At 71.4% G+C, this 17,570-nt stretch carries 24 protein-coding genes and 1 pseudogene; 20 read left to right on the top strand and 5 right to left on the bottom strand.

The window, feature by feature from the left end; translation table 11 throughout:
• Positions 1–47: 47 nt before the first annotated feature.
• The 5 genes and pseudogenes from whiG to ABZ154_RS03785 all read right to left on the bottom strand — a co-directional run bounded on the left by whiG (position 48) and on the right by ABZ154_RS03785 (position 4,595).
• Positions 48–884: an RNA polymerase sigma factor WhiG gene (gene whiG, locus ABZ154_RS03805; RefSeq protein ID WP_356828725.1), complete on the bottom strand. Its 837-nt coding sequence runs from the start codon at positions 882–884 to the stop codon at positions 48–50.
• A gap of 254 nt (positions 885–1,138) precedes the next feature.
• A complete protein-coding gene (dprA, locus tag ABZ154_RS03800) occupies positions 1,139–2,332 on the bottom strand; it encodes a DNA-processing protein DprA (protein ID WP_356828723.1) in 1,194 nt (397 codons plus the stop codon).
• Positions 2,329–3,714: pseudogene (locus ABZ154_RS03795) on the bottom strand (ATP-binding protein); the annotation flags it as partial. The pseudogene ABZ154_RS03795 and the gene dprA, both read right to left, overlap by 4 nt.
• A gap of 49 nt (positions 3,715–3,763) precedes the next feature.
• Positions 3,764–3,919 (bottom strand): hypothetical protein, encoded by a 156-nt coding sequence (locus tag ABZ154_RS03790; RefSeq protein WP_356828721.1) that lies wholly within the window; start codon positions 3,917–3,919, stop codon positions 3,764–3,766.
• 283 nt (positions 3,920–4,202) lie between these two features.
• Entirely contained in the window at positions 4,203–4,595 is a 393-nt protein-coding gene (locus tag ABZ154_RS03785; protein ID WP_356828719.1) for an XRE family transcriptional regulator, read from the bottom strand.
• A gap of 266 nt (positions 4,596–4,861) precedes the next feature.
• On the opposite strand from ABZ154_RS03785, the gene ABZ154_RS03780 reads away from it, so the two are divergent.
• From ABZ154_RS03780 to ABZ154_RS03685, 20 genes are all read left to right on the top strand, one after another.
• Positions 4,862–5,155, top strand: a complete 294-nt coding sequence (locus ABZ154_RS03780) for an XRE family transcriptional regulator (RefSeq protein WP_356828718.1) — start codon at positions 4,862–4,864, stop codon at positions 5,153–5,155.
• A 340-nt stretch (positions 5,156–5,495) separates the two neighbouring features.
• A complete protein-coding gene (locus ABZ154_RS03775) occupies positions 5,496–5,876 on the top strand; it encodes a hypothetical protein (RefSeq protein WP_356828716.1) in 381 nt (126 codons plus the stop codon).
• Entirely contained in the window at positions 5,873–6,442 is a 570-nt protein-coding gene (locus ABZ154_RS03770; protein WP_356828714.1) for a hypothetical protein, read from the top strand. Before ABZ154_RS03775 ends, ABZ154_RS03770 begins: the two co-directional genes overlap by 4 nt.
• Positions 6,439–6,840: a hypothetical protein gene (locus ABZ154_RS03765; RefSeq protein WP_356828712.1), complete on the top strand. Its 402-nt coding sequence runs from the start codon at positions 6,439–6,441 to the stop codon at positions 6,838–6,840. The genes ABZ154_RS03770 and ABZ154_RS03765 overlap by 4 nt, the downstream gene beginning before the upstream one ends.
• On the top strand, positions 6,837–7,325 hold the full coding sequence (locus tag ABZ154_RS03760; RefSeq protein ID WP_356828710.1) for a hypothetical protein: 489 nt from the start codon (positions 6,837–6,839) through the stop codon (positions 7,323–7,325). The genes ABZ154_RS03765 and ABZ154_RS03760 overlap by 4 nt, the downstream gene beginning before the upstream one ends.
• On the top strand, positions 7,322–7,471 hold the full coding sequence (locus tag ABZ154_RS03755) for a hypothetical protein (RefSeq protein ID WP_356828708.1): 150 nt from the start codon (positions 7,322–7,324) through the stop codon (positions 7,469–7,471). Before ABZ154_RS03760 ends, ABZ154_RS03755 begins: the two co-directional genes overlap by 4 nt.
• Positions 7,468–8,388, top strand: a complete 921-nt coding sequence (locus ABZ154_RS03750) for a hypothetical protein (protein ID WP_356828706.1) — start codon at positions 7,468–7,470, stop codon at positions 8,386–8,388. Before ABZ154_RS03755 ends, ABZ154_RS03750 begins: the two co-directional genes overlap by 4 nt.
• Positions 8,388–9,542 carry a hypothetical protein gene (locus ABZ154_RS03745; protein WP_356828704.1) on the top strand — a complete coding sequence of 385 codons (1,155 nt, stop codon included), beginning with the start codon at positions 8,388–8,390 and terminating at the stop codon, positions 9,540–9,542. Before ABZ154_RS03750 ends, ABZ154_RS03745 begins: the two co-directional genes overlap by 1 nt.
• Positions 9,539–10,243: a 3'-5' exonuclease gene (locus ABZ154_RS03740; RefSeq protein ID WP_356828702.1), complete on the top strand. Its 705-nt coding sequence runs from the start codon at positions 9,539–9,541 to the stop codon at positions 10,241–10,243. The genes ABZ154_RS03745 and ABZ154_RS03740 overlap by 4 nt, the downstream gene beginning before the upstream one ends.
• Complete coding sequence (locus ABZ154_RS03735; protein ID WP_356828700.1) at positions 10,240–10,830, top strand: hypothetical protein; 591 nt, start codon at positions 10,240–10,242, stop codon at positions 10,828–10,830. The genes ABZ154_RS03740 and ABZ154_RS03735 overlap by 4 nt, the downstream gene beginning before the upstream one ends.
• On the top strand, positions 10,827–11,888 hold the full coding sequence (locus ABZ154_RS03730) for a DNA cytosine methyltransferase (RefSeq protein ID WP_356828699.1): 1,062 nt from the start codon (positions 10,827–10,829) through the stop codon (positions 11,886–11,888). The genes ABZ154_RS03735 and ABZ154_RS03730 overlap by 4 nt, the downstream gene beginning before the upstream one ends.
• Complete coding sequence (locus ABZ154_RS03725; RefSeq protein ID WP_356828697.1) at positions 11,885–12,130, top strand: hypothetical protein; 246 nt, start codon at positions 11,885–11,887, stop codon at positions 12,128–12,130. Before ABZ154_RS03730 ends, ABZ154_RS03725 begins: the two co-directional genes overlap by 4 nt.
• Positions 12,127–12,450: a hypothetical protein gene (locus tag ABZ154_RS03720; protein WP_356828695.1), complete on the top strand. Its 324-nt coding sequence runs from the start codon at positions 12,127–12,129 to the stop codon at positions 12,448–12,450. Before ABZ154_RS03725 ends, ABZ154_RS03720 begins: the two co-directional genes overlap by 4 nt.
• Positions 12,450–12,737, top strand: a complete 288-nt coding sequence (locus tag ABZ154_RS03715) for a hypothetical protein (protein ID WP_356828693.1) — start codon at positions 12,450–12,452, stop codon at positions 12,735–12,737. Before ABZ154_RS03720 ends, ABZ154_RS03715 begins: the two co-directional genes overlap by 1 nt.
• Positions 12,738–12,751: 14 nt before the next feature.
• Positions 12,752–14,530 (top strand): AAA family ATPase, encoded by a 1,779-nt coding sequence (locus ABZ154_RS03710; protein ID WP_356828691.1) that lies wholly within the window; start codon positions 12,752–12,754, stop codon positions 14,528–14,530.
• Positions 14,531–14,585: 55 nt separating this feature from the next.
• Entirely contained in the window at positions 14,586–15,272 is a 687-nt protein-coding gene (locus ABZ154_RS03705) for a hypothetical protein (protein WP_356828689.1), read from the top strand.
• Positions 15,269–16,546: a DNA methyltransferase gene (locus ABZ154_RS03700; RefSeq protein WP_356828687.1), complete on the top strand. Its 1,278-nt coding sequence runs from the start codon at positions 15,269–15,271 to the stop codon at positions 16,544–16,546. The genes ABZ154_RS03705 and ABZ154_RS03700 overlap by 4 nt, the downstream gene beginning before the upstream one ends.
• A gap of 48 nt (positions 16,547–16,594) precedes the next feature.
• Entirely contained in the window at positions 16,595–16,972 is a 378-nt protein-coding gene (locus ABZ154_RS03695) for a hypothetical protein (RefSeq protein ID WP_356828685.1), read from the top strand.
• A gap of 66 nt (positions 16,973–17,038) precedes the next feature.
• On the top strand, positions 17,039–17,314 hold the full coding sequence (locus tag ABZ154_RS03690; protein ID WP_356828683.1) for a hypothetical protein: 276 nt from the start codon (positions 17,039–17,041) through the stop codon (positions 17,312–17,314).
• A complete protein-coding gene (locus tag ABZ154_RS03685; RefSeq protein ID WP_356828681.1) occupies positions 17,311–17,541 on the top strand; it encodes a hypothetical protein in 231 nt (76 codons plus the stop codon). The genes ABZ154_RS03690 and ABZ154_RS03685 overlap by 4 nt, the downstream gene beginning before the upstream one ends.
• Positions 17,542–17,570 lie beyond the last annotated feature (29 nt).

The following is a 17,570-nucleotide window of genomic DNA, read 5'->3' as shown; positions in this document are numbered from 1 at the left end:
CCGGAGGAAAGGGATCAGCCTCTCTCCGGGTGGCCGGAGGGGGACTTTCAGCGTCCGGCGTCGGCCAGTTTGGCCCGGAGCTGGAGCACGGATTTGGTGTGGATCTGGCTGACCCGGCTCTCGGTGACGCCGAGGACGTTGCCGATCTCCGCGAGGGTCAGGCCCTCGTAGTAGTAGAGGGTCACCACCGTCTTCTCCCGGTCGGGGAGCGTGTTGATGGCGCGCGCGAGCAGCCGTCTCAGCTCGCGGTCCTCGGCGACCTCGACCGGATTGTCGGCAGCGGTGTCCTCCAGGGTGTCCATCAGGCTCAGCCGGTCGCCGCCCTCGCCGCCGACGTGCAGCAGCTCTTCCAGAGCGACCACGTTGGCCAGGGACAACTGGCTGAAAACCGCGTGCAGTTCCTCCAGGGCGATGCCCATCTGCGAGGCGACCTCGGACTCGGAGGGGGTGCGCCGCAACTGCGCCTCCAGCGTGGCGTAGGCGCGCTCCACGTTCCGCGCCTTCTGCCGTACCGAGCGGGGGATCCAGTCGAGCGCCCGCAGTTCGTCGATCATCGCGCCGCGGATCCTGGTGATCGCGTACGTCTCGAACTTGATGGCCCGCTCGATGTCGAACTTCTCGATGGCGTCGATCAGTCCGAAGACTCCGGAGGAGACGAAGTCCGCCTGCTCGACGTTGGAAGGCAGTCCCACACTCACCCGGCCCGCGACGTACTTGACGAGCGGCGAGTAGTGCAGGATCAGCTGCTCCCGCAGCCGCTCGTCGCCGGTGCTCTTGTAGGAACGCCACAGTTCGTCGAGCGAGGAGGGGGCGGGAGGGCGCACAGTGCCACGCGCAACCGGTGGTACTGCCGCGCGGTCAGACCCGGAGGTGTGCTGGGGCATGTGGTGCCTTGAGCCGTTCTGCCGTGAAGTGCTGGGGGACCTTTGTCTGGGGCGGAATCCTTGTGAGCGTAGCGTGACTGCGGTGTCGCAGTCCGCACAGGAGCGGAGATCCGGGCGGCGCGATTGCGTTCTGCCGTTCACGCCGCCCGCACCCGCCGGGAGCCGGAGCCGTCACCGTGGGCGAGGGCCCCCGACAGGTCACCGATCGATCGTGCGAGGTCATCGGCCTTACCTTTTCACCCGAATGCTCCAGGTCAAGAACCGCCTCGCCGTACGTCGCCGTCGCAGGGTGACGGACGCGTCAACCGCCAGCCGTCGCCCTCGCGTTCGACGAACCCCAGTGAGTGCAGTTCGTACAGGCGGGCGAGCGTTTCGTCGGCGGACGTCCCGGCGCCGCGGGCCAGGTCACGGGGGCCGGCCAGGCCGTGGTACGGGAGGGCGTCGAGGACCCTCGCCGCCTCCGGGTCCAGCCGGTCCCGGGGCAGCACCGGGCCGCGCCGGTCCGGTGCGAGGTCGCCGATCTCCCCGATCAGCTCGGCGACTTCGGAGGCGTCGGTGACCAGCACGCCCTCACCGCGCAGCAGTTCGTGGACACCGGCCGACAGTCCACTGGTGGCGGGCCCCGGCACCCCCATCACGAACCGGCCGAGCCGCTGGGCCTGACGGGCGGTGACGAGGGAACCGCTGCGGTACTCGGCCTCCACCACGACCGTTCCTCTGGTCAGGGCGGCGATCACGCGGTTGCGCTGGACGAACCTGCTGCGGGTGGGATGGGAGCCCGGCGACAACTCCGCTACCACGAGACCCTGTTGTGCCACCCTCCCGATCAACTCCGCGTGTCCTCGCGGATAGGTGACGTCGACGCCGCAGGCCAGCACCGCCGCCGTCGCGCCGCCCACGGCCAGGACCCCGCGGTGCGCCGCTCCGTCCACACCGAACGCGGCACCCGACACCACCACCCAGCCGCGCTCCGCGAGCCCGGCGCCGAGGGTCGCCGCCATGTGCGCCCCGTACGGCGTGCAGGCCCGCGCACCGACCACCGCGACCGAGCGCAGGGCCCACAGCCGCAGGTCCGGCCGGCCCCGCACCCAGAGCCCGACGGGCCGCGCGTCCCCCAGGTCGTCGAGCTGGCTCGGCCACTCCCGGTCCCCCGGGCAGACGAGGCGCCCGCCCAGGGCGGCCACCGTCGACAGGTCCCGCTCGGGCTCGGCCGCCGCCGCCCGGAGCCGGTAGCCCTCCAGCCGTACGGCGGTCATCCCCGGCAGCCTCTCCGCGGAGCCGTCCGCGACGCGGAGCGCCCGTAACAGCTCGACGGGCCCGTCCTGCCGCAGCCAGGCCCCCGCGCGCTCGTCCCCCGGCTCCAGCACCCGCGTCAACGCGGCCCTCGCGAGCCGCTCGGGCTCCAGCCCCTCTGCCTGACCCGACTCCGCGGTCTCCGTCCCCCTCACCGTGCCCCCGCCTCCATCGATGCCCCGCGCTGGATGCCGGTCCGCAGCTCCAGGGCGACCGCGATGTCGTGGGCCTCCGGCCGGGGAGCGCCCCTCAGGTCGGCCACCGTCCAGGCCACCCTCAGCACCCGGTCCAGCCCCCGGGCCGTGAGGATGCCGCGCTCCAGGTCCCGCTCCGCCGCGGCCACCGCCCCGGGGGCCGCCAGCAGCCGGGTCCGCAGCTCATGGCCGGGCACCTCGCTGTTGGTCGTCCACGGCGTCCCGGCCAGCCGCTCCGCCGCCCGCGCCCTGGCCTCCCCCACCCGCGCGGCGACCGCGGCCGTCGGCTCGCCCCGGCCGCCCTGCTCCAGCAGAGCCGCGCGGTCGACCGGCTCCACCTCGACCCGCAGGTCCACCCGGTCGATGAGGGGGCCGGACAGTCGCGCCTGGTAGCGGCGGACCACCGAGGGCGGGCACTCGCAGCCCGCGCCGGTGAGGGTGTGCCGTCCGCAGGGACACGGGTTGGCGGCCAGCACCATCAGGAACCGGGCGGGCAGCCGCACCACCCCCGCCGACCGCGCCACCACCACATGGCCCGACTCCAGTGGCTGGCGCAACGCGTCCAGGGCCTTGCCCGAGAATTCGGGCGCTTCGTCCAGAAAAAGCACCCCTCGATGGGCGAGCGAGACCGCCCCTGGCCTAGGCATCCCGTTGCCTCCGCCTACCAGGGACTGCATGGTCGCCGAGTGGTGCGGGGCGCAGTAGGGCGGCCGGGAGACGAGTGGTTCACCCGGGGGGAGGATGCCCGCCACGGAGTGGACCGCCGTCACTTCGAGGGATTCCTGCCGGGTCAGCGGCGGCAGGACCGTCGAGAGCCGCTCGGCCAGCATGGTCTTGCCCGCACCGGGCGGGCCCGAGAACAGCAGATGGTGTCCCCCCGCCGCGGCCACCTCCAGAGCCTTGCGGGGGCGCAGCTGTCCCGCGACGTCCGCCAGGTCCGGGGTGTGCCCCTCGCCACGCGAGGAGGCCTGGGCCAGGCCGGCGCCGAGGCCGGTGCCCGGGACCATGAGCCCGGCGAGCATCGCGTCGGGGCGCCCCCGGTCGCCGCCGGGCTCGTCTGGGACCGGTTCGTCGCAGAGGACGGCGATGAGCTGGCGCAGACTCCGGACGCCGAGGACCGAGACTCCCGGCACCAGGGCGGCCTCCCCTGCCGTCTGCTCGGGCACGACGACCTGCTGGTATCCGGCTTCGGCCGCCGCGAGGACGGCCGGCAGCACGCCCCGTACGGGGCGGACCCGGCCGTCCAGCCCCAGTTCGCCGATCATCACCACATCAGCGATGGAGGCGGGGTCGATCCGCTCCGCCGCACCGAGGACCGCGCACGCGACGGCGAGATCGAACCCACGAAAAAGGCGCCCTTAAAGGGCGCCGCTTTCTCGTATCGCTTGTAGTTCAGAGGGGTGGGTGACCGGTCGGCTCTTCGTCCGTCTCCGGGCGTAGCCAGCAGCCCGACCTGGTCGCGTGATCCAGATGCTGGTTCCACTCCTTCACCAGCGCTTCGCTCATCTCGCCGCGGCGGACGCAGATCACGGTGTCGTCACCGCGCACGACTTCCACCATGGCCCTGCCGTCGGGTACAAGATCACTGAGCACAATACGGGCGCTCCCGGTGTGTGCCGCTCCGCCACCTTCGGACATCTGACCCCCATGTGTGTGCCCTGCCGCCGCGTCGTTCGCTCGTTAGTTCGATCGCCCCAGCTTTGTGCAGGTTACCGGAATCTCATGCCCGCCAGGCAGACCGTAATGGTGCCGCACTGAACAGGTTCTGACTACCGTCAGCGCGCAAGCACTACGGTACGTACAAGCGGAGGCCATGGCATATGCCGGAGCGTCACTCCGGTGGCGCGATGGCATCAATGAGGCGACGCAGCTGCTCCAGCTGCTCCGGACTCATACGGTCCGCTCGCCGCACCAGAGCGCGCGCCTCATGCGACTCCGACCAGACCGTGTCGATGCCGAAAAACTGGGCCCCGGCCGCATCCTGCACTGCCCCGAGCGACAGCTCCAGCGCGGCCGCGAGCGCGCGCAACTGGGGGTACTGGGGCGGGATGACCGGCTGCCCCTTCTCCAGACGGTCGATCCACGAGTACTTCAGCAGTGGTTCGCCGGCGTCAGGGTCAACCGTCCGGTCCTGAACGGCCCGGAGGCTGAGCCGTAGCTCCTGCCGGCGGGCGCGCACGAGGTCGGACAGGTCCGTCCGCGCGGGTGCGTCGTGTTCGGCCATGAGGTTCATCCTGCCACTCCGTGTCATGTCATGAGCGTGGGGGTGTTCATGTGACTGAGGGGGAATGCCCGACATTCCCCCTGGTGGCGCCGCTAGGTCATCTCACGCGCCGAACAGAGTGTCCACGATATGCAACACCGACGCCAGGGCGCACTGGCGCAATGGCCGGTTCCGAATCCCACTGTTGCAGGAGATGGACATGACGTTCATCGTGTGCGACGCTTCTCCTGTCCAACCAGAACAACACCCTGTTGTAAGAGGTTGATGTGAGCGAAGACGTCAGCGCGAAATACACCCTGGTCAGCCGGGACTTGCTGCGCACCCTGATGCGACGTACGGGCACCGGCGAGCGGACCACCACCCGCCAGCTGGCGGCGGACATCGGCATCGCCCACGGCACCATCGGCGGTCTGCTGACTGGCGCAGTCCAGGTGGTACCCGAGTCCACGGCGGTTGACATCGCGGCGCGTATCGGGGTCGACCTGCTGGTTCTTTTCGTCCCCGTCTGCCGCGCCAACCAGGCGCCGCTGGCCATCGTCACCGCTGCGGACACGGCATGAGCACGCCGCCGTTCGACCGGGCCGCCGCTGAGCGCCGCCTCGGCCCGACGGTACTGGCGTCCATCGGTCGCCTTGTCGACGAGGCGCCGCCGCTGAGCACCGAGCAGCTGGAGCATCTGCGACTTGCGTTCGATTCGGCCCGCGCTGCTGCGGGCCCTCGGTCTCGGCCGGCTCAGGCCGCCTGATCCACCTCATGAAAGCGGGGCCGCCGGACGCGCATCCGGTCGACCCCGACGACAGCCTCACCCATCAGAGAGACGAGGACATCGTGTCCGTACAGAGTATCCGTCCCACGGACTTGCCTGCCGGTCACCGGCGCACGGTCCATGTGGACGTGCCCATGCCCCGGCCGACGACGGTCGCGTGCACGTTCCGGGCTGCGGCCCGGCTGCTCGCGGCGAACGGCCTGTACCAGGGCGGGGACTACTTCCCGAACGCCCTGTCCGACAAGGACACCCCGTACTCCTCGCGGCCGCTGTCGATCCCGGCGGCGTTGCGGTGCGCGGTGAAGGGTGACCCCCGGTCGTACTCGCTGCTCGCCGAAGAGGCCGTGGCCGTCCTCGCGCTGCGGCTGGAGGTCGACGGGGAGGGCCCGGAGTTCGGGGACCTGTTCGACCTGGAGGACCACGTCGACGACTGGGCCGAGGTGGACGGGCGTACGACGGAGTGCGCGGTCGCGGTGCTGTACGCGGCGGCTGACGCCACGGCGGTGGCCCTGTGAACGCGCGGCGTGTGGCTGCGGCGGCTGGTGTGGTGTGCGCGGCGCAGAAGCAGCGGAACACCGCCACGGGTATCGCGGCGGCGTTGGAGGCGGCGGGGTTGTTGCAGTCCCCGGAGTCAGCGGCCGAGCTGGTGGCCCTGCGCGAGGACCGGGACGGGTTCCGGACGCAGCGCAACTCGGTCTTCAAGACCAACGAGGAACTGCTGATCCGGGTGGAGCGCGCCGACTTGGAGCGGCTCCAGGTGGAGAACGAGAACCGGACGCTGACCCGGCGGGTCGCCGAGCTGGAGGCGCAGGCCGAGAAGACCGCCGCGTTCTGCGCCCAGCGGGCCGAGTACGTCACCAACCTTCGCGCGTTCGTCGAGGGCGGCGAGCACGACTACTACCGGTGGACCGGTCACGCGGAAGCGCGGCGTCAGCTGTCGCAGTCGCTCGGCCTGCCGGTGGGCTGGCCCGCCGAGGACAAGCAGAGCACCCCGCCCGCCCCCGCCGAGGACCCGCACGACTCCCCGCTGCACCACACGTACGCGGTGGGCCGCGACCTCCCCGAGGGCGGTGCCCTGTGAGCGCGAACCGTGAGCCCGTGCCGGGCCGCTACTACCCGGGAAACACCCCGGGTTGGGTGACGCTGGACGTCGCCGCCCTGGTCGACAACAACACCCACGACCTCCTCGACCTCCTCGGGAGCGACGAGTTCTTCGAGCGGTTCATCGCGCTGAACTCCGCCCCGATCGACGGGGAGCAGGACACGGACCGCCTCGACTTCGAGCAGCTGAAGGACGAGCTGCTCGAGCGCCTCGCGACCCGCGTCCGGATGACGGGCCAGCAGGCCCGCCGTGTGGGTGCCCGGGTGTACCGGCTGGGTGTGCAGGTGTCCGCCGAGGCGGACGCCGTGGACACGCCGGACGTCCCGGCTGTGTCGCTGGCCAAGGCGCCGATGCAGCGGGACCGGAGGGCGTCATGAAGATCACCAACCGCGACGACTGGCGCGTGATCATCGAGATCCGCCCCCGCTACACCCACACCCACATCAGCGCACTCGGCTTCACCAACCTCGACTACGACCTCGACGGTGAGATCGACGGCGACCCCTTCGAGCTCACCATCGCCCCCCGGTCGCTCGGTGACCTCGGCCCCGGCCTGTCGGTGGGCGACCGCCTCGCGAGCCGCGACATTGACGCCGCGTACAAGCGCCGCTGCGAGGCGATGCTCGCCGAGCTGCTCCGCGCTCCCCATGTGCAGAGCGGACGGGTCACCTACACCGAGACGCACACGTGCTCGCACTGCTGGCTGGTCTGGGAGGAACTGACCGCCGACGAGGCGGCCGACGACTCGACCAACCAGGACAAGCGCAGCGTCGAGGGCGAGCCGGTGTGCTGCGGCAAGGCCATCGCCGAGTTCCGCAGCGAGCGCGGCATCCCCGCCGTACAGCAGGACGGTGCCGCATGAACCCCACCTGCCCGCGCTGCCGCCGCACCTTCGAAGGCTGCACCTGCACCGGAGGCATCGCGATCAGCTGCGTCGCCGCGCTCGCTCTCACCTTCTACGCGCTGCTCGCCGTCGCCGCGTTCGTCACCCTCGGGAGGGTCCTGTGACCAACACCGCGCTGGCCGGGGCGAACACCGCCCCGGCCGCCGGCCGCCGCCGCAAGGCGACCCCGGCACCCACCGGACCCGACCGTATCCCCAAGCCCTCCCAGGGGTGGTACCGCGACAAGGTCACCGGCGAGAAGTACCGCCGCGTCACCACGATCCTTTCGCAGGGCTCCACCAAGGGCGACGTCCTTTCCCGGTGGGCCGCGAACCTCGTCGCCGAGACCGCGTTCGCCCACCTGCCCCAGCTCGTCGCCTCCTCCCGACGGCCCGAGACCCGCACCGAGATGTACGACTGGCTGCGCCGCGCCCCGCTCCGCAAGAAGGACGAGCGCGCGGACATCGGGTCGGCCGTCCACTCCATCATCGAGGCGCACGTACTCGGTGAGCCGATGCCCGCCGGCCTGGTCGACGACCCGGAGATGGCCCCGTACCTGGCGAACTTCCTGCGGTTCGTCGAGGACTGGCAGGTCACCTTCGAGGCGTCGGAGATGGTCGTCGGCAACCGCACCGCCGGATACGCCGGGACCCTCGACTACCTGCTCCGCTCGCCGCTGATCGCCGCCGAGTTCGAGGTACCCGCCGGCACGGTGCTGATGGGCGACACGAAGACCGGCGGGGAGCTGGACGTCAAGGGCGTCTACCCCGAGGCCGCGTTGCAGATGTCCGCGTACCGCAAGGCCGAGGTCGCATGGCTGCGGGACGGATCGACCGTGCCGATGCCCGCCACCCACTCCACCGGGGTGGTGCTCCACCTTCGGCCAGAGGGTTACCGGCTCATCCCCGTCGCGTGCGGCAACGACGTGTTCGCCGCGTTCCGCATCGTTCAGCAAGCCGCCGACTGGGTGTCCGGCCTGTCCAAGACCGTCGTCGGCCAGGCCCTCGCCCTGCCCACCATCGAAGAGAAGGCTGCTGCCTGATGCCCATCATCAACCTCCAGATGCGGATGCGTCAGCTCGGAGAGATCCGCCTCGGCCACGTCGTGGCCGGCACCACCAAGAACAACAAGGCCTACACCCGCCCGGCCAAGCTCAACCACTTCCGCTTCACCAGCCCGTCCCGCGAGATCCTCACCTCCGTCGCCGAGCTGTACGGCGGCGAGGTGCAGCCCTGGACCCCCGCGAACGGCGGGCCCTCCGAGTTCGAGGTGTACTCCACCACCAACCGGCTGCCCGTCCTCATCCCCCCGCGCGACGCCGTGTCCCAGTGGTACGAGCTGTACGCCGGATCGAAGTGCCAGCGCCGCTGTGACGGCGTCACCGAGTACAAGCGTGACCGGCCGTGCCTGTGCGACCCGGACAACCGCGAGTGCAAGATCACGACCCGGGTCAACGTCATGCTCCGCGACGTGCCCGCCCTCGGCCAGTGGCTCCTCATCACGAAGGGCTACTACGCCGCGACTGAACTGCCCCCGGCCGCCGAGCTGCTGGCCAAGGCCGGCGGGTACGTCGCCGGATGGCTCGGCATGGAGGAGAAGCTCGTCCAGCGGGACGAGGGCCCGGCCCGGTTCATGGTCCCGACGCTGGACGTGGAGATCACCCCGACCGCACTGATGGCGGGGAACATCACCGGCGGCACCCCGGCGGTGGCTTCCGGCCCCGAGCGGGTCGCGATCACCGGCGGGCGCCCGGACTACGCGGCGCTCGCCGCGGTGGCCACGACCCCGGCGGCAGTACGCGAGCTGTACGAACAGGCCGTGGCCGCCGGGCACATGGACAAGGCGCTCGCTGGCACGCTGACCGCGAAGGCGGCCGCGCTCGGGGCGCCGGTGAAGACCACGGAGCAGGCGCCCGAGGACGGCCCGCACCCGGACGACGTACAGCGGCTCCTCAACCCGGCCGACTACGGAGACGCTCCGCCCGACGAGGACGGGGCGATCGACGCCGAAGTCATCGAGGACGACGACGTCGAAGACCTCTGGTTCCGCATCATCGCCGCCGCCGGCGTCCACGGCATGACGACCGACGAGGTCGAGACCGAGTTCGCCCGGACCAACGGCGGACAACTCCCCGCCACCGCCGCGGCGCCCGCGCTCCGCACGTTCCTCACCTCCCTGAAGGGCAGCCGCTCATGAGCTGGCACCTCGGCCGCATGTGCGGCTTCGACCTCGAAACCACCGGACCCGACCCACTGACCGCCCGCATCGTCACCGCCTGCATCGTCCAGGCCGGCGACAACCAGCCCGTACAGACCGCGAACTGGCTCACCGACGTCGACGGCCAAGAGATCCCCGACGAGGCCGCCGCCATCCACGGCGTCACCACCGCCCGCGCACACGCCGAAGGTGTCGACCTCCGGCAGGCCGTCGAGGAGATCCTCGGAGCCCTCTCGCAAGTCATCCTCTCCGGGGTCCCGGTCGTCGCCATGAATGCCCGCTACGACCTCACCCTCCTGGACCGCGAGGCCGAACGGTACGGGCTGGACCCGCTGCCCGCCCCGCTGGTGATCGACCCGTTCGTCATCGACAAGCAGGTCGACAAGTACCGCAAGGGCAGCCGCAAGCTCACCGCCCTGTGCGACCACTACCAGGTCCCGATCGGTGACGCGCACACCGCGGACGCCGATGCGATCGCCGCGTGCCGCGTCGCGTGGCGGCAGGGCACCATGCACCCCCCGCTCGTCGCGATGGGCCTGGAGCAGCTGCACCGGGCGCAGGTGGAGTGGGCGGCCGAGCAGGCCGCGTCGCTCCAGGCGTACTTCCGCAAGAAGGACCCGGCTGCCGTCGTCGAGGGTGCCTGGCCGCTCATCCCCCGCCAGAGGGGTGGAAGCGCATGATCACCCCCACCCTGTTCGACCAGACTCCCGCGGCCGGGCTGAGCCCCAGCCCGGCCGCGGTGACCCAGCCCCTCGTCATCGGCCTCGACCTTTCCCTCACCTGCACGGGGGTGGCCGGCGCCGGATGGTCCGACATCATCCGCACCAAGCGGCGCGGTGACGACCGGCTTCACTACCTGGTCACCGCCGTCGGCGACATGGTCAAGCGTGCCGACCTCGTCGTGATGGAGGGCCCGTCGTTCGGGCACGGGGCAATGGCCGGGCACGAGGAGCTGGCCGGGCTGCGGATCCTCGTCCGCCAATACTGCTACCGGCACCGCATCCCGTACGGCGTCGTCCCCCCGAGCTCGCTGAAGATGTTCGCAACCGGCCGCGGCAACGCCACCAAGGGCGAGGTCCGTTCGGGGGTCGCGGACCGGTATGGGCACCACACCGAGGGTATCGGCAGGTACGACCAGGCCGACGCGTACACGGCGATGGCGATGGGCCTGCACCACCTGGGGCACCCGCTCGCGCCGGTGCCGGAGAAGGCGCTCAGCGCGCTGGCCGGGTGCGCGTGGCCGGAGATCGTGGCGGTGGCCAGGTGAAGCTCACTGAGGCGGACCTCATCGTCGAGGGGTTCCACGGCCCGGGCGGCTGGGCCGAAGGCCGGCGCATCCTCGGCCTCATCACCACCCGAGCCATCGGCCTGGAGTGGGACGCCAATGCCTGCGCCACCGCGAAAGCCGCCGGGCACACCGTGGTCCGGTGCGATGTCTCCACCATGCCCACCGCCCCGCTCCGAGGCCGGGTCGTCGGCAAGGTCGACAGCGCCCCCTGCCAGCCCTGGACGAAGGGCGGCCACCGGCTCGGCCTCCTGGACCAGCCGGTGGTGCACCAGGCCGTCGAAGACCTAGCGCGCGGCCGCGACACCCGGGCCCAGCTCCTCACCACGTGCAAGGACCCCCGCAGCCTGCTCGCCGCCGAGCCGATGCGCTGGCACCACGACCTCCGGCCCGAGTGGATCGCCATGGAGGAGGTCCCCGCGGTCCTGCCCCTGTTCCAGCAGTACGCCCAGCACCTCCGTGCCTGGGGCTACAGCGTGTGGGTCGGCGTCCTCAACGCCGCTGACTACGGGCTCGGCCAGACCCGACGGCGGGCCATCCTCATCGCCTCCCGCACCCGGGACGTCACCGCCCCAGCCCCCACCCACACCGAGCACCCGGCCGACGGCCTGTTCGGCGACCGGCTCCTGCCGTGGGTCACCATGGCCGACGCCCTCGGCTGGGGCTACACCCAGCGCCCCGCGCCCACCATCACCGGCGGCGGCACCGACACCGGCGGCGCCGAACCCTGGTCATCCACCAGCCGCCGGGCCATGCGCGCAGCCATGGACAACCCCGGGCACTGGGCGCACCACAAGCCCGCCCCGACCGTCACCGGGACCGTCGGCCACGTCGGCGGGAAGCAGGCCGGCGGGCACCTCAACCTCACCGTCGAGGAAGGCGTCGTCCTCCAAGGCTTCCGCGCCACCTACCCGCTTCAGGGCAATAAGGGCCAGCGGTCCCTCCAGGTCGGCAACGCAATACCCCCGCTGTTCGCCGCGCACGTCCTGTCCGCCGCCACCGGGGTCCCGCTCCAAGCCGAAGCAAGGGCAGCGGCATGAGCGCATACCCGCTGCCCGACGGCCGCGCCATCACCGGCGCCCTCTCCACCAAGTTCGGCCGCCAGACCCGCGACGGCCGATGGGTCGAACAGCCCGCCGCGAAATACGAGTGCCTCCTCTGCGAGACCACCGAGACCGTCCAGGGCGCCGACAAGGTCCAGCACTTCACCCAGACCATCCGCATCACCCACCCGGCTACCTGCCCGGGACACCCCACCCAGCAAGGAGCACGAGCCGCATGAGCTACCAGAAGATCGACGCCGACATCAAGTTCGACTCCAAGGTCCTCACCGACGTCGCCGAAGCCCTCGAACCGTACGCCGACCAGATGTTCAAGAACCGGCAGGGCCGGTGGATGGCCGTCGTCGAACTCGCCCACGTCGAGCGCACCGAGCCCGGCCCCGAAGAGGACAAGGCCCCCGCCGTCAAGGTCCGCGTCGTCGGCATCGAGGTCGCCGGAGACGAGATCAGCGGCGGCCGGCTCCGCGGCATGCAGCGCGAGATGTACGACCGGCGCACGTCCGGCGGCACGTTGTTCGAGTCCGAGCAGCAGAGCGCCTGATGGCCCGCAGCCGGGGCACCACCCCCACCCGCCCGTGCCCCGGCTGCGGTACCACCCTCATCACCCAATGGGTCGGCCGCGTCGCAGCCCTCCGCATCACCGCGGCGACCACACCCATCACCCCCCGCGAAGAAGCCGAACAGCGCACACCGCACCGGCTCACCTGGTGCCTGGTCACCGGCCCCCACCGGGCCCCCGAACTGCGCTTCCGCTGCCCCTCCCGCAACTGCGCGCACGACGTCGTGATCGAGCACCACTGCCAGCCCGAGCCCACCACCCTTTTCTGATCGGAGCCCGCACCGTGGAGAACGTCCGCCACCTGGAACCCCGCGACCAGCCCAGCGCCCCCGCCATCGTGGACGCAGAGCTGGACGTCATCGGCGGATGCATGCACTACCCCCGATACATCCCCGCCGTGCGCACCATCCTCCAGGGCTCCGACTTCCTGCGCCCCGCCCACGAACTCATCTGGGCCGCCGTCGTACACCTCGCCGACCACGGCGAACCCACCACCACCCTCGCCGTCCAGATGGAACTGGAACGCCGCAAGGAGCTCACCCGCGCCGGCGGCCCCAACTACCTCCTCCAGGTCGCCGACCACGTCGGAAGCGACCCCGGATACTGGGCCGCCAAGGTGCGCGAAGCCGCCGACCTCCGCGCCGAAGCCGACCTCGGCCGCCGCATCGTCCAGCAGGCCACCGCCCCCGACGCCGAACCCGGCCAGGCCGTCACCTTCATCGACGACTACCTCCAGCGGCAGAAGGAACGCGCCGCCGGCCGCTCCGGCGACCCCGCCGACGCCCTCCTCGCCGAACTCCTCGACGCCTCCAGCCTCGACAACATGCCCGCCCTGGAACCCCTCGTCGGGGACCTTCTCCACCGCGACACCCTCGCCCGGATCATCGGCCCGTCCGGGCACATGAAGAGCTTCGTCACCATCGACATCGCCGGACACGTCGGCACCGGCATGCACTGGCACGGCCACCACGTCCAGCAGGGCACCGTCGTCTACCTCGTCGCCGAAGGCGCCCGCGGCATCCGCAAGCGCGTCCGCGCCTGGGAGAAGCACTACGGGCTGAAGATGGAGAACGTCCTCTTCCTGCCCCGCCCCGTCCAGACGCGCGGCCCCGAGTGGGACACCCTCATCGAGGCCATGCGCCGACTCCAGCCAGCCCTGATCGTCATCGACACGCAGGCCCGCGTGTCCGTCGGCGTCGAGGAGAACTCCAACACCGAACTCGGCATCGTCGTCGAGCGGATGGACGACCTCCGCCGCGCCACCGAAGCGTGCGTCCTCGTCATCCACCACACCGGGCACGTCGGCGACCACGGCCGCGGCGCCTCCGCCGCCAAGGGTGCGTTGCAGTCCGAGATGCACGTCTCGAAGAAGGGCGACAACGCGCAGAACATCGTCGTCACGATGAAGGTCGGCAAGCAGAAGGACGACGAAGAAGGCACCGACCTCCAGTGGGCTCTGAAGGTCGTCACCCTCGACGGCGAGACCAAGGCCGACGGCCGGCCCGTTACCAGCGTGGTCCTGGCATCCCTCGACACCCGCCCTCGCGCCCTGGAACCCGGCACACCCGAGTGGCTGGTGGCACGTCTCGACAGGGACGGCGTGGACGGCACATGGGGTGCCCCGCGAGTCATCCGCTGGTGCGCGGACCGAGGTATCCAGATGTCCAAATCGAAGATCGAAACGGCTCTCAAGATCCGCAAATCGCGGGGTTCGTTCGAGCCGCTGATGGCCTCCGAAAACCTCCCCGGAAACCTCCCCGGTGCAACTTTCAACAAACCTCCCCAGCCCAAACCGGGGAGGTCCGGGGAGGCAGACGAAAACCGCAGGTCAACTATCCCCCCGCAGAACGGGGAGGCCGCGGGGAAGCCCATAAACGAACCTCCCTCCCCGGCTCCCCTCTCTAGGGAGCAGGGAGGTCGGGGAGAGGGGGGTGAAAAAGACCCCTCCGACACCCCTCTCTGCACCATCTGCGGCACCGAACTCCAGCCGCTGAGAGCCGACCGCGGATACGACACCCACCTCGGCTGCGACCCCACCTCCGGCAGCCACCCCGCCGCATAGCCCACCAGCCGGCGGCCACCGGGCCGCCCCTGTCCCCGCCACCGAGGAGCCCCTGATGCCCACCACCCCTGACCACCCCACCGACCAGCTGCGCGCCGCTATCGCCCAGGCGATGGCCCTGCGTGATGGCCACCCCGAGTGGCCCGTCCAGTACGAGGACGACGAGCTTGCCTACCTGCGCCGGTCCGACGCCGTCCTGTCCGTGCTGCCCGCGCCTGCCCTGGCGGTGGCCCGGCAGCTCCTCGGCACCAGCACGGGCGAGGACGGCCGCTGCCCGGTGATGACCGACGGCGGCCGGTGCGAGAAGGACGCCGACCACCGTGCTGGCCGCTGGCCGGACGACCCGCACGTCCCCGCCGCCCCGCCCGCGCCTGCCGACCGGGCCGCCGTGCTCAACGAGGTGGCCACGCAGTACGAGCAGCTGCTCGCGGACATCGGCGCGGACACCGCGCAGGACCCGCGCTACTGGACCGGAGTCCAGCACGTCACCCTCGGCCTCCGCCGTCTGGCCGGTGAGGCTGCCGCCGGGGTGCAGCCGACCACCGAGGGCGAGGCGCCGCTCGCGACCCAGTGCACGTACTGCTGGCTGGAGATCGAGGACCGGGGCGACCCCGGGTTCGGCACGTACACGCCCCGCTGGGTCCACATCCCCGGCGGCTACCAGACGTGCAACCCGCAGCAGCCCAACAGCCCCCGCGCCACCCCGCCCGCTGTCCCTGCCGCGCCCGAGGAGACCCGGTGATCACGCCCTACTACCGCGACGAGCACATCACCCTCCTCCACGGTGAAGCCCGCGACCAACTGGCCACCCTGCCCGACCACTCCGTCGACGCCGTCGTCACTGACCCCCCGTATGAGATCGGGGTGGCCGGCCAGGCGTGGGACTCCACCGGCATCGCCTACAGCACCCCCATGTGGGCCGAGTGCCTCCGCGTACTCAAGCCCGGCGGGCACCTGCTCAGCTTCGGGGCGCCGCGCACCTACCACCGAATGGTCGTGGCCGCCGAGGATGCAGGCTTCCGGGTCATCGACCAACTCGACTGGGTCTACACCCACGGCAAACCGAAGGGCACCGACCTCGCGCGGGTCATAGACCGCCACCGCGACGACCGCGAGCAGGTGCTGCAGGTGACCGCCTGGCTCAAGACGGCCCGCGACGCAGCCGGGTGGACCAACCGGCAGATCGACGCCCTGTTCGGGTTCTCCGGCATGGGCGGCCTGTGGACCACCCAGGGCAAAGCCGCGATCATCCCTACCGACGATCAGTGGACCCGCCTCCGGGACGCGATCCGGTGCGACGACACCGAGATCCTGCCGGTCGTCGCCCAGCTCAACGCCCGCAAGCGCACCGTCGGGGAAGCATTCGCACAGCGGCAGGTCATCAGCCGGCAGCAGGGCACCGCCCGCACCGCCGGCCTGTACGGGGCGATGTCCGAGGACCGGATCAAGTCCCGGGCCCACAGCGGCGAGGCCCGCCGCTGGGAGGGCTGGAACACCCAGCTCAAGCCCGCCCATGACCCGATCCTTCTCGCCCGCAAGTCCACCGGCTACGACTCCCTCGTTGGCGGCCTGCTGCGCCACGGTGTCGGCGGTCTCAACGTGACCGCCTGCCCGGCTTCCGGGGGCGGCTACCCGACGAACATCCTCCTCGGCCACGGCTGCCCGCCCGGCGGGTGCCTGCCCGGGTGCCCCGTCCGCGAGACCGGGGACTCCGCCCGGTCGTTCCCCGTGTTCCGCCTGGAGTCTCGCACCCCGGCTCGTGAGCGCGTCGAGGTCGACGGGGTCCGGCACGACACCCCGAAACCCCTCGCCCTGATGCGGTACCTGGTCCGCCTCATCACCCCGCCCGGCGGGACCGTGCTGGACCCGTTTGCCGGGTCGTCCACCACCCTGCTCGCCGCCCGCGACGAGGGCATGCACGCCATCGGGATCGAGCGGCACGAACCGTACTGCCGTCTGTCCGCCGCCCGCCTGTCCGAGCCGTACAGCGTCGGCCTGTTCGACGCGACCGCCTGACCCCCGCCCCTGCTGCCGGGTGATCCCGGCCCAACCACGGAGACCCACATGACCGACAGAACCATGCGCCAGATCCGAGAGGGCCTCGGCTACGCCACCCCCGGCGTCCCCGACGCCACCATCCAGACCACCGAGTACGAGGTGTCGATTCTCCCCGAGGGCGACATCAACCGGTCCGTCTTCACGATCACCGTCCAGTACCGAGGCGAAGGCCGATGGGCCGTTACCCGGCTCGGTTCCTGCCTCGGAACCGACGGCCAGTGGGAGTTCGGGATCAAGGGGTACGACCGGGGCGACGACTGGCTCGCCGCGCACCGGTTCGACCTCACCACCGCGCTCCGCCTCGCTCGGAAGGCGGCCCCGGGCGTCACCGTCAACGGGCGCACCGCGCTGGACGCGTACCGCGCGACATACCCGCCCGCCTGACCGCCTGTCTGCTGTGTGGCCGCCCCACCACAGGCGGCCACCCTGGCCCCGGAAGGACCACCCGCCATGGCCGAAGTCGCCGCTTACCGCAACCTCGCCGAGCAGCGATCCATCGCCCTCGACTACCTCGAAGACCCTGCCGCCGACATCCCCGACGGCACCCGACGCTTCCTCCTCGCCCTCCTCGACGACGGCCGCCTCCACGGGCCCCTCTGCGGCAAGACCACCGCGACCTCCGGCACTCAGTACCCGCCCTGCGCCCGCCCCGCCGGACACCCCGAGGCGTACTGCCGCGACGCCGACCACCGGGCGCACTTCATCGCCACCGAGGTCTCCCGTTGACCACCCAGCCCGAGCGCCTGCACCACCTCCTCGACCGGGCACGGCGCGGCGTCATCCTCCCCGCCGAAGGGGAGCAGCTCGCCGAGATGGTCGGCCTCCTCGTCGCCGCCCAGTGCACCGACCGCCGCGACATCTGCGACCGCTACCACCTGCCCCCGGTGGCCGGCTGCCCGTACCCCCGATGCCGGGCCGCCCTGGGCCGTGAGCAGCGCGCAGCCACCGCCTGACCCCACCAACTGACCGCCCAGTACAACGC

The organism is Streptomyces sp. NPDC006261 (assembly GCF_040613515.1).
GTDB lineage: Bacteria > Actinomycetota > Actinomycetes > Streptomycetales > Streptomycetaceae > Streptomyces.
Note: the sequence above shows the minus strand (reverse complement) of the source record. Positions and strands in the feature narration are given on the sequence as shown.

Bases quoted from the DNA above. Each gene is read 5' to 3' on its own strand.
- whiG (WP_356828725.1), bottom strand. From the start codon at position 884: ATGCCCCAGCACACCTCCGGGTCTGACCGCGCGGCAGTACCACCGGTT.
- ABZ154_RS03785 (WP_356828719.1), bottom strand. From the start codon at position 4,595: ATGGCCGAACACGACGCACCCGCGCGGACGGACCTGTCCGACCTCGTG.
- ABZ154_RS03775 (WP_356828716.1), top strand. From the start codon at position 5,496: ATGCCCCGGCCGACGACGGTCGCGTGCACGTTCCGGGCTGCGGCCCGG.
- ABZ154_RS03760 (WP_356828710.1), top strand. From the start codon at position 6,837: ATGAAGATCACCAACCGCGACGACTGGCGCGTGATCATCGAGATCCGC.
- ABZ154_RS03755 (WP_356828708.1), top strand. From the start codon at position 7,322: ATGAACCCCACCTGCCCGCGCTGCCGCCGCACCTTCGAAGGCTGCACC.
- ABZ154_RS03745 (WP_356828704.1), top strand. From the start codon at position 8,388: ATGCCCATCATCAACCTCCAGATGCGGATGCGTCAGCTCGGAGAGATC.
- ABZ154_RS03740 (WP_356828702.1), top strand. From the start codon at position 9,539: ATGAGCTGGCACCTCGGCCGCATGTGCGGCTTCGACCTCGAAACCACC.
- ABZ154_RS03735 (WP_356828700.1), top strand. From the start codon at position 10,240: ATGATCACCCCCACCCTGTTCGACCAGACTCCCGCGGCCGGGCTGAGC.
- ABZ154_RS03725 (WP_356828697.1), top strand. From the start codon at position 11,885: ATGAGCGCATACCCGCTGCCCGACGGCCGCGCCATCACCGGCGCCCTC.
- ABZ154_RS03720 (WP_356828695.1), top strand. From the start codon at position 12,127: ATGAGCTACCAGAAGATCGACGCCGACATCAAGTTCGACTCCAAGGTC.
- ABZ154_RS03715 (WP_356828693.1), top strand. From the start codon at position 12,450: ATGGCCCGCAGCCGGGGCACCACCCCCACCCGCCCGTGCCCCGGCTGC.
- ABZ154_RS03705 (WP_356828689.1), top strand. From the start codon at position 14,586: ATGCCCACCACCCCTGACCACCCCACCGACCAGCTGCGCGCCGCTATC.
- ABZ154_RS03695 (WP_356828685.1), top strand. From the start codon at position 16,595: ATGACCGACAGAACCATGCGCCAGATCCGAGAGGGCCTCGGCTACGCC.
- ABZ154_RS03690 (WP_356828683.1), top strand. From the start codon at position 17,039: ATGGCCGAAGTCGCCGCTTACCGCAACCTCGCCGAGCAGCGATCCATC.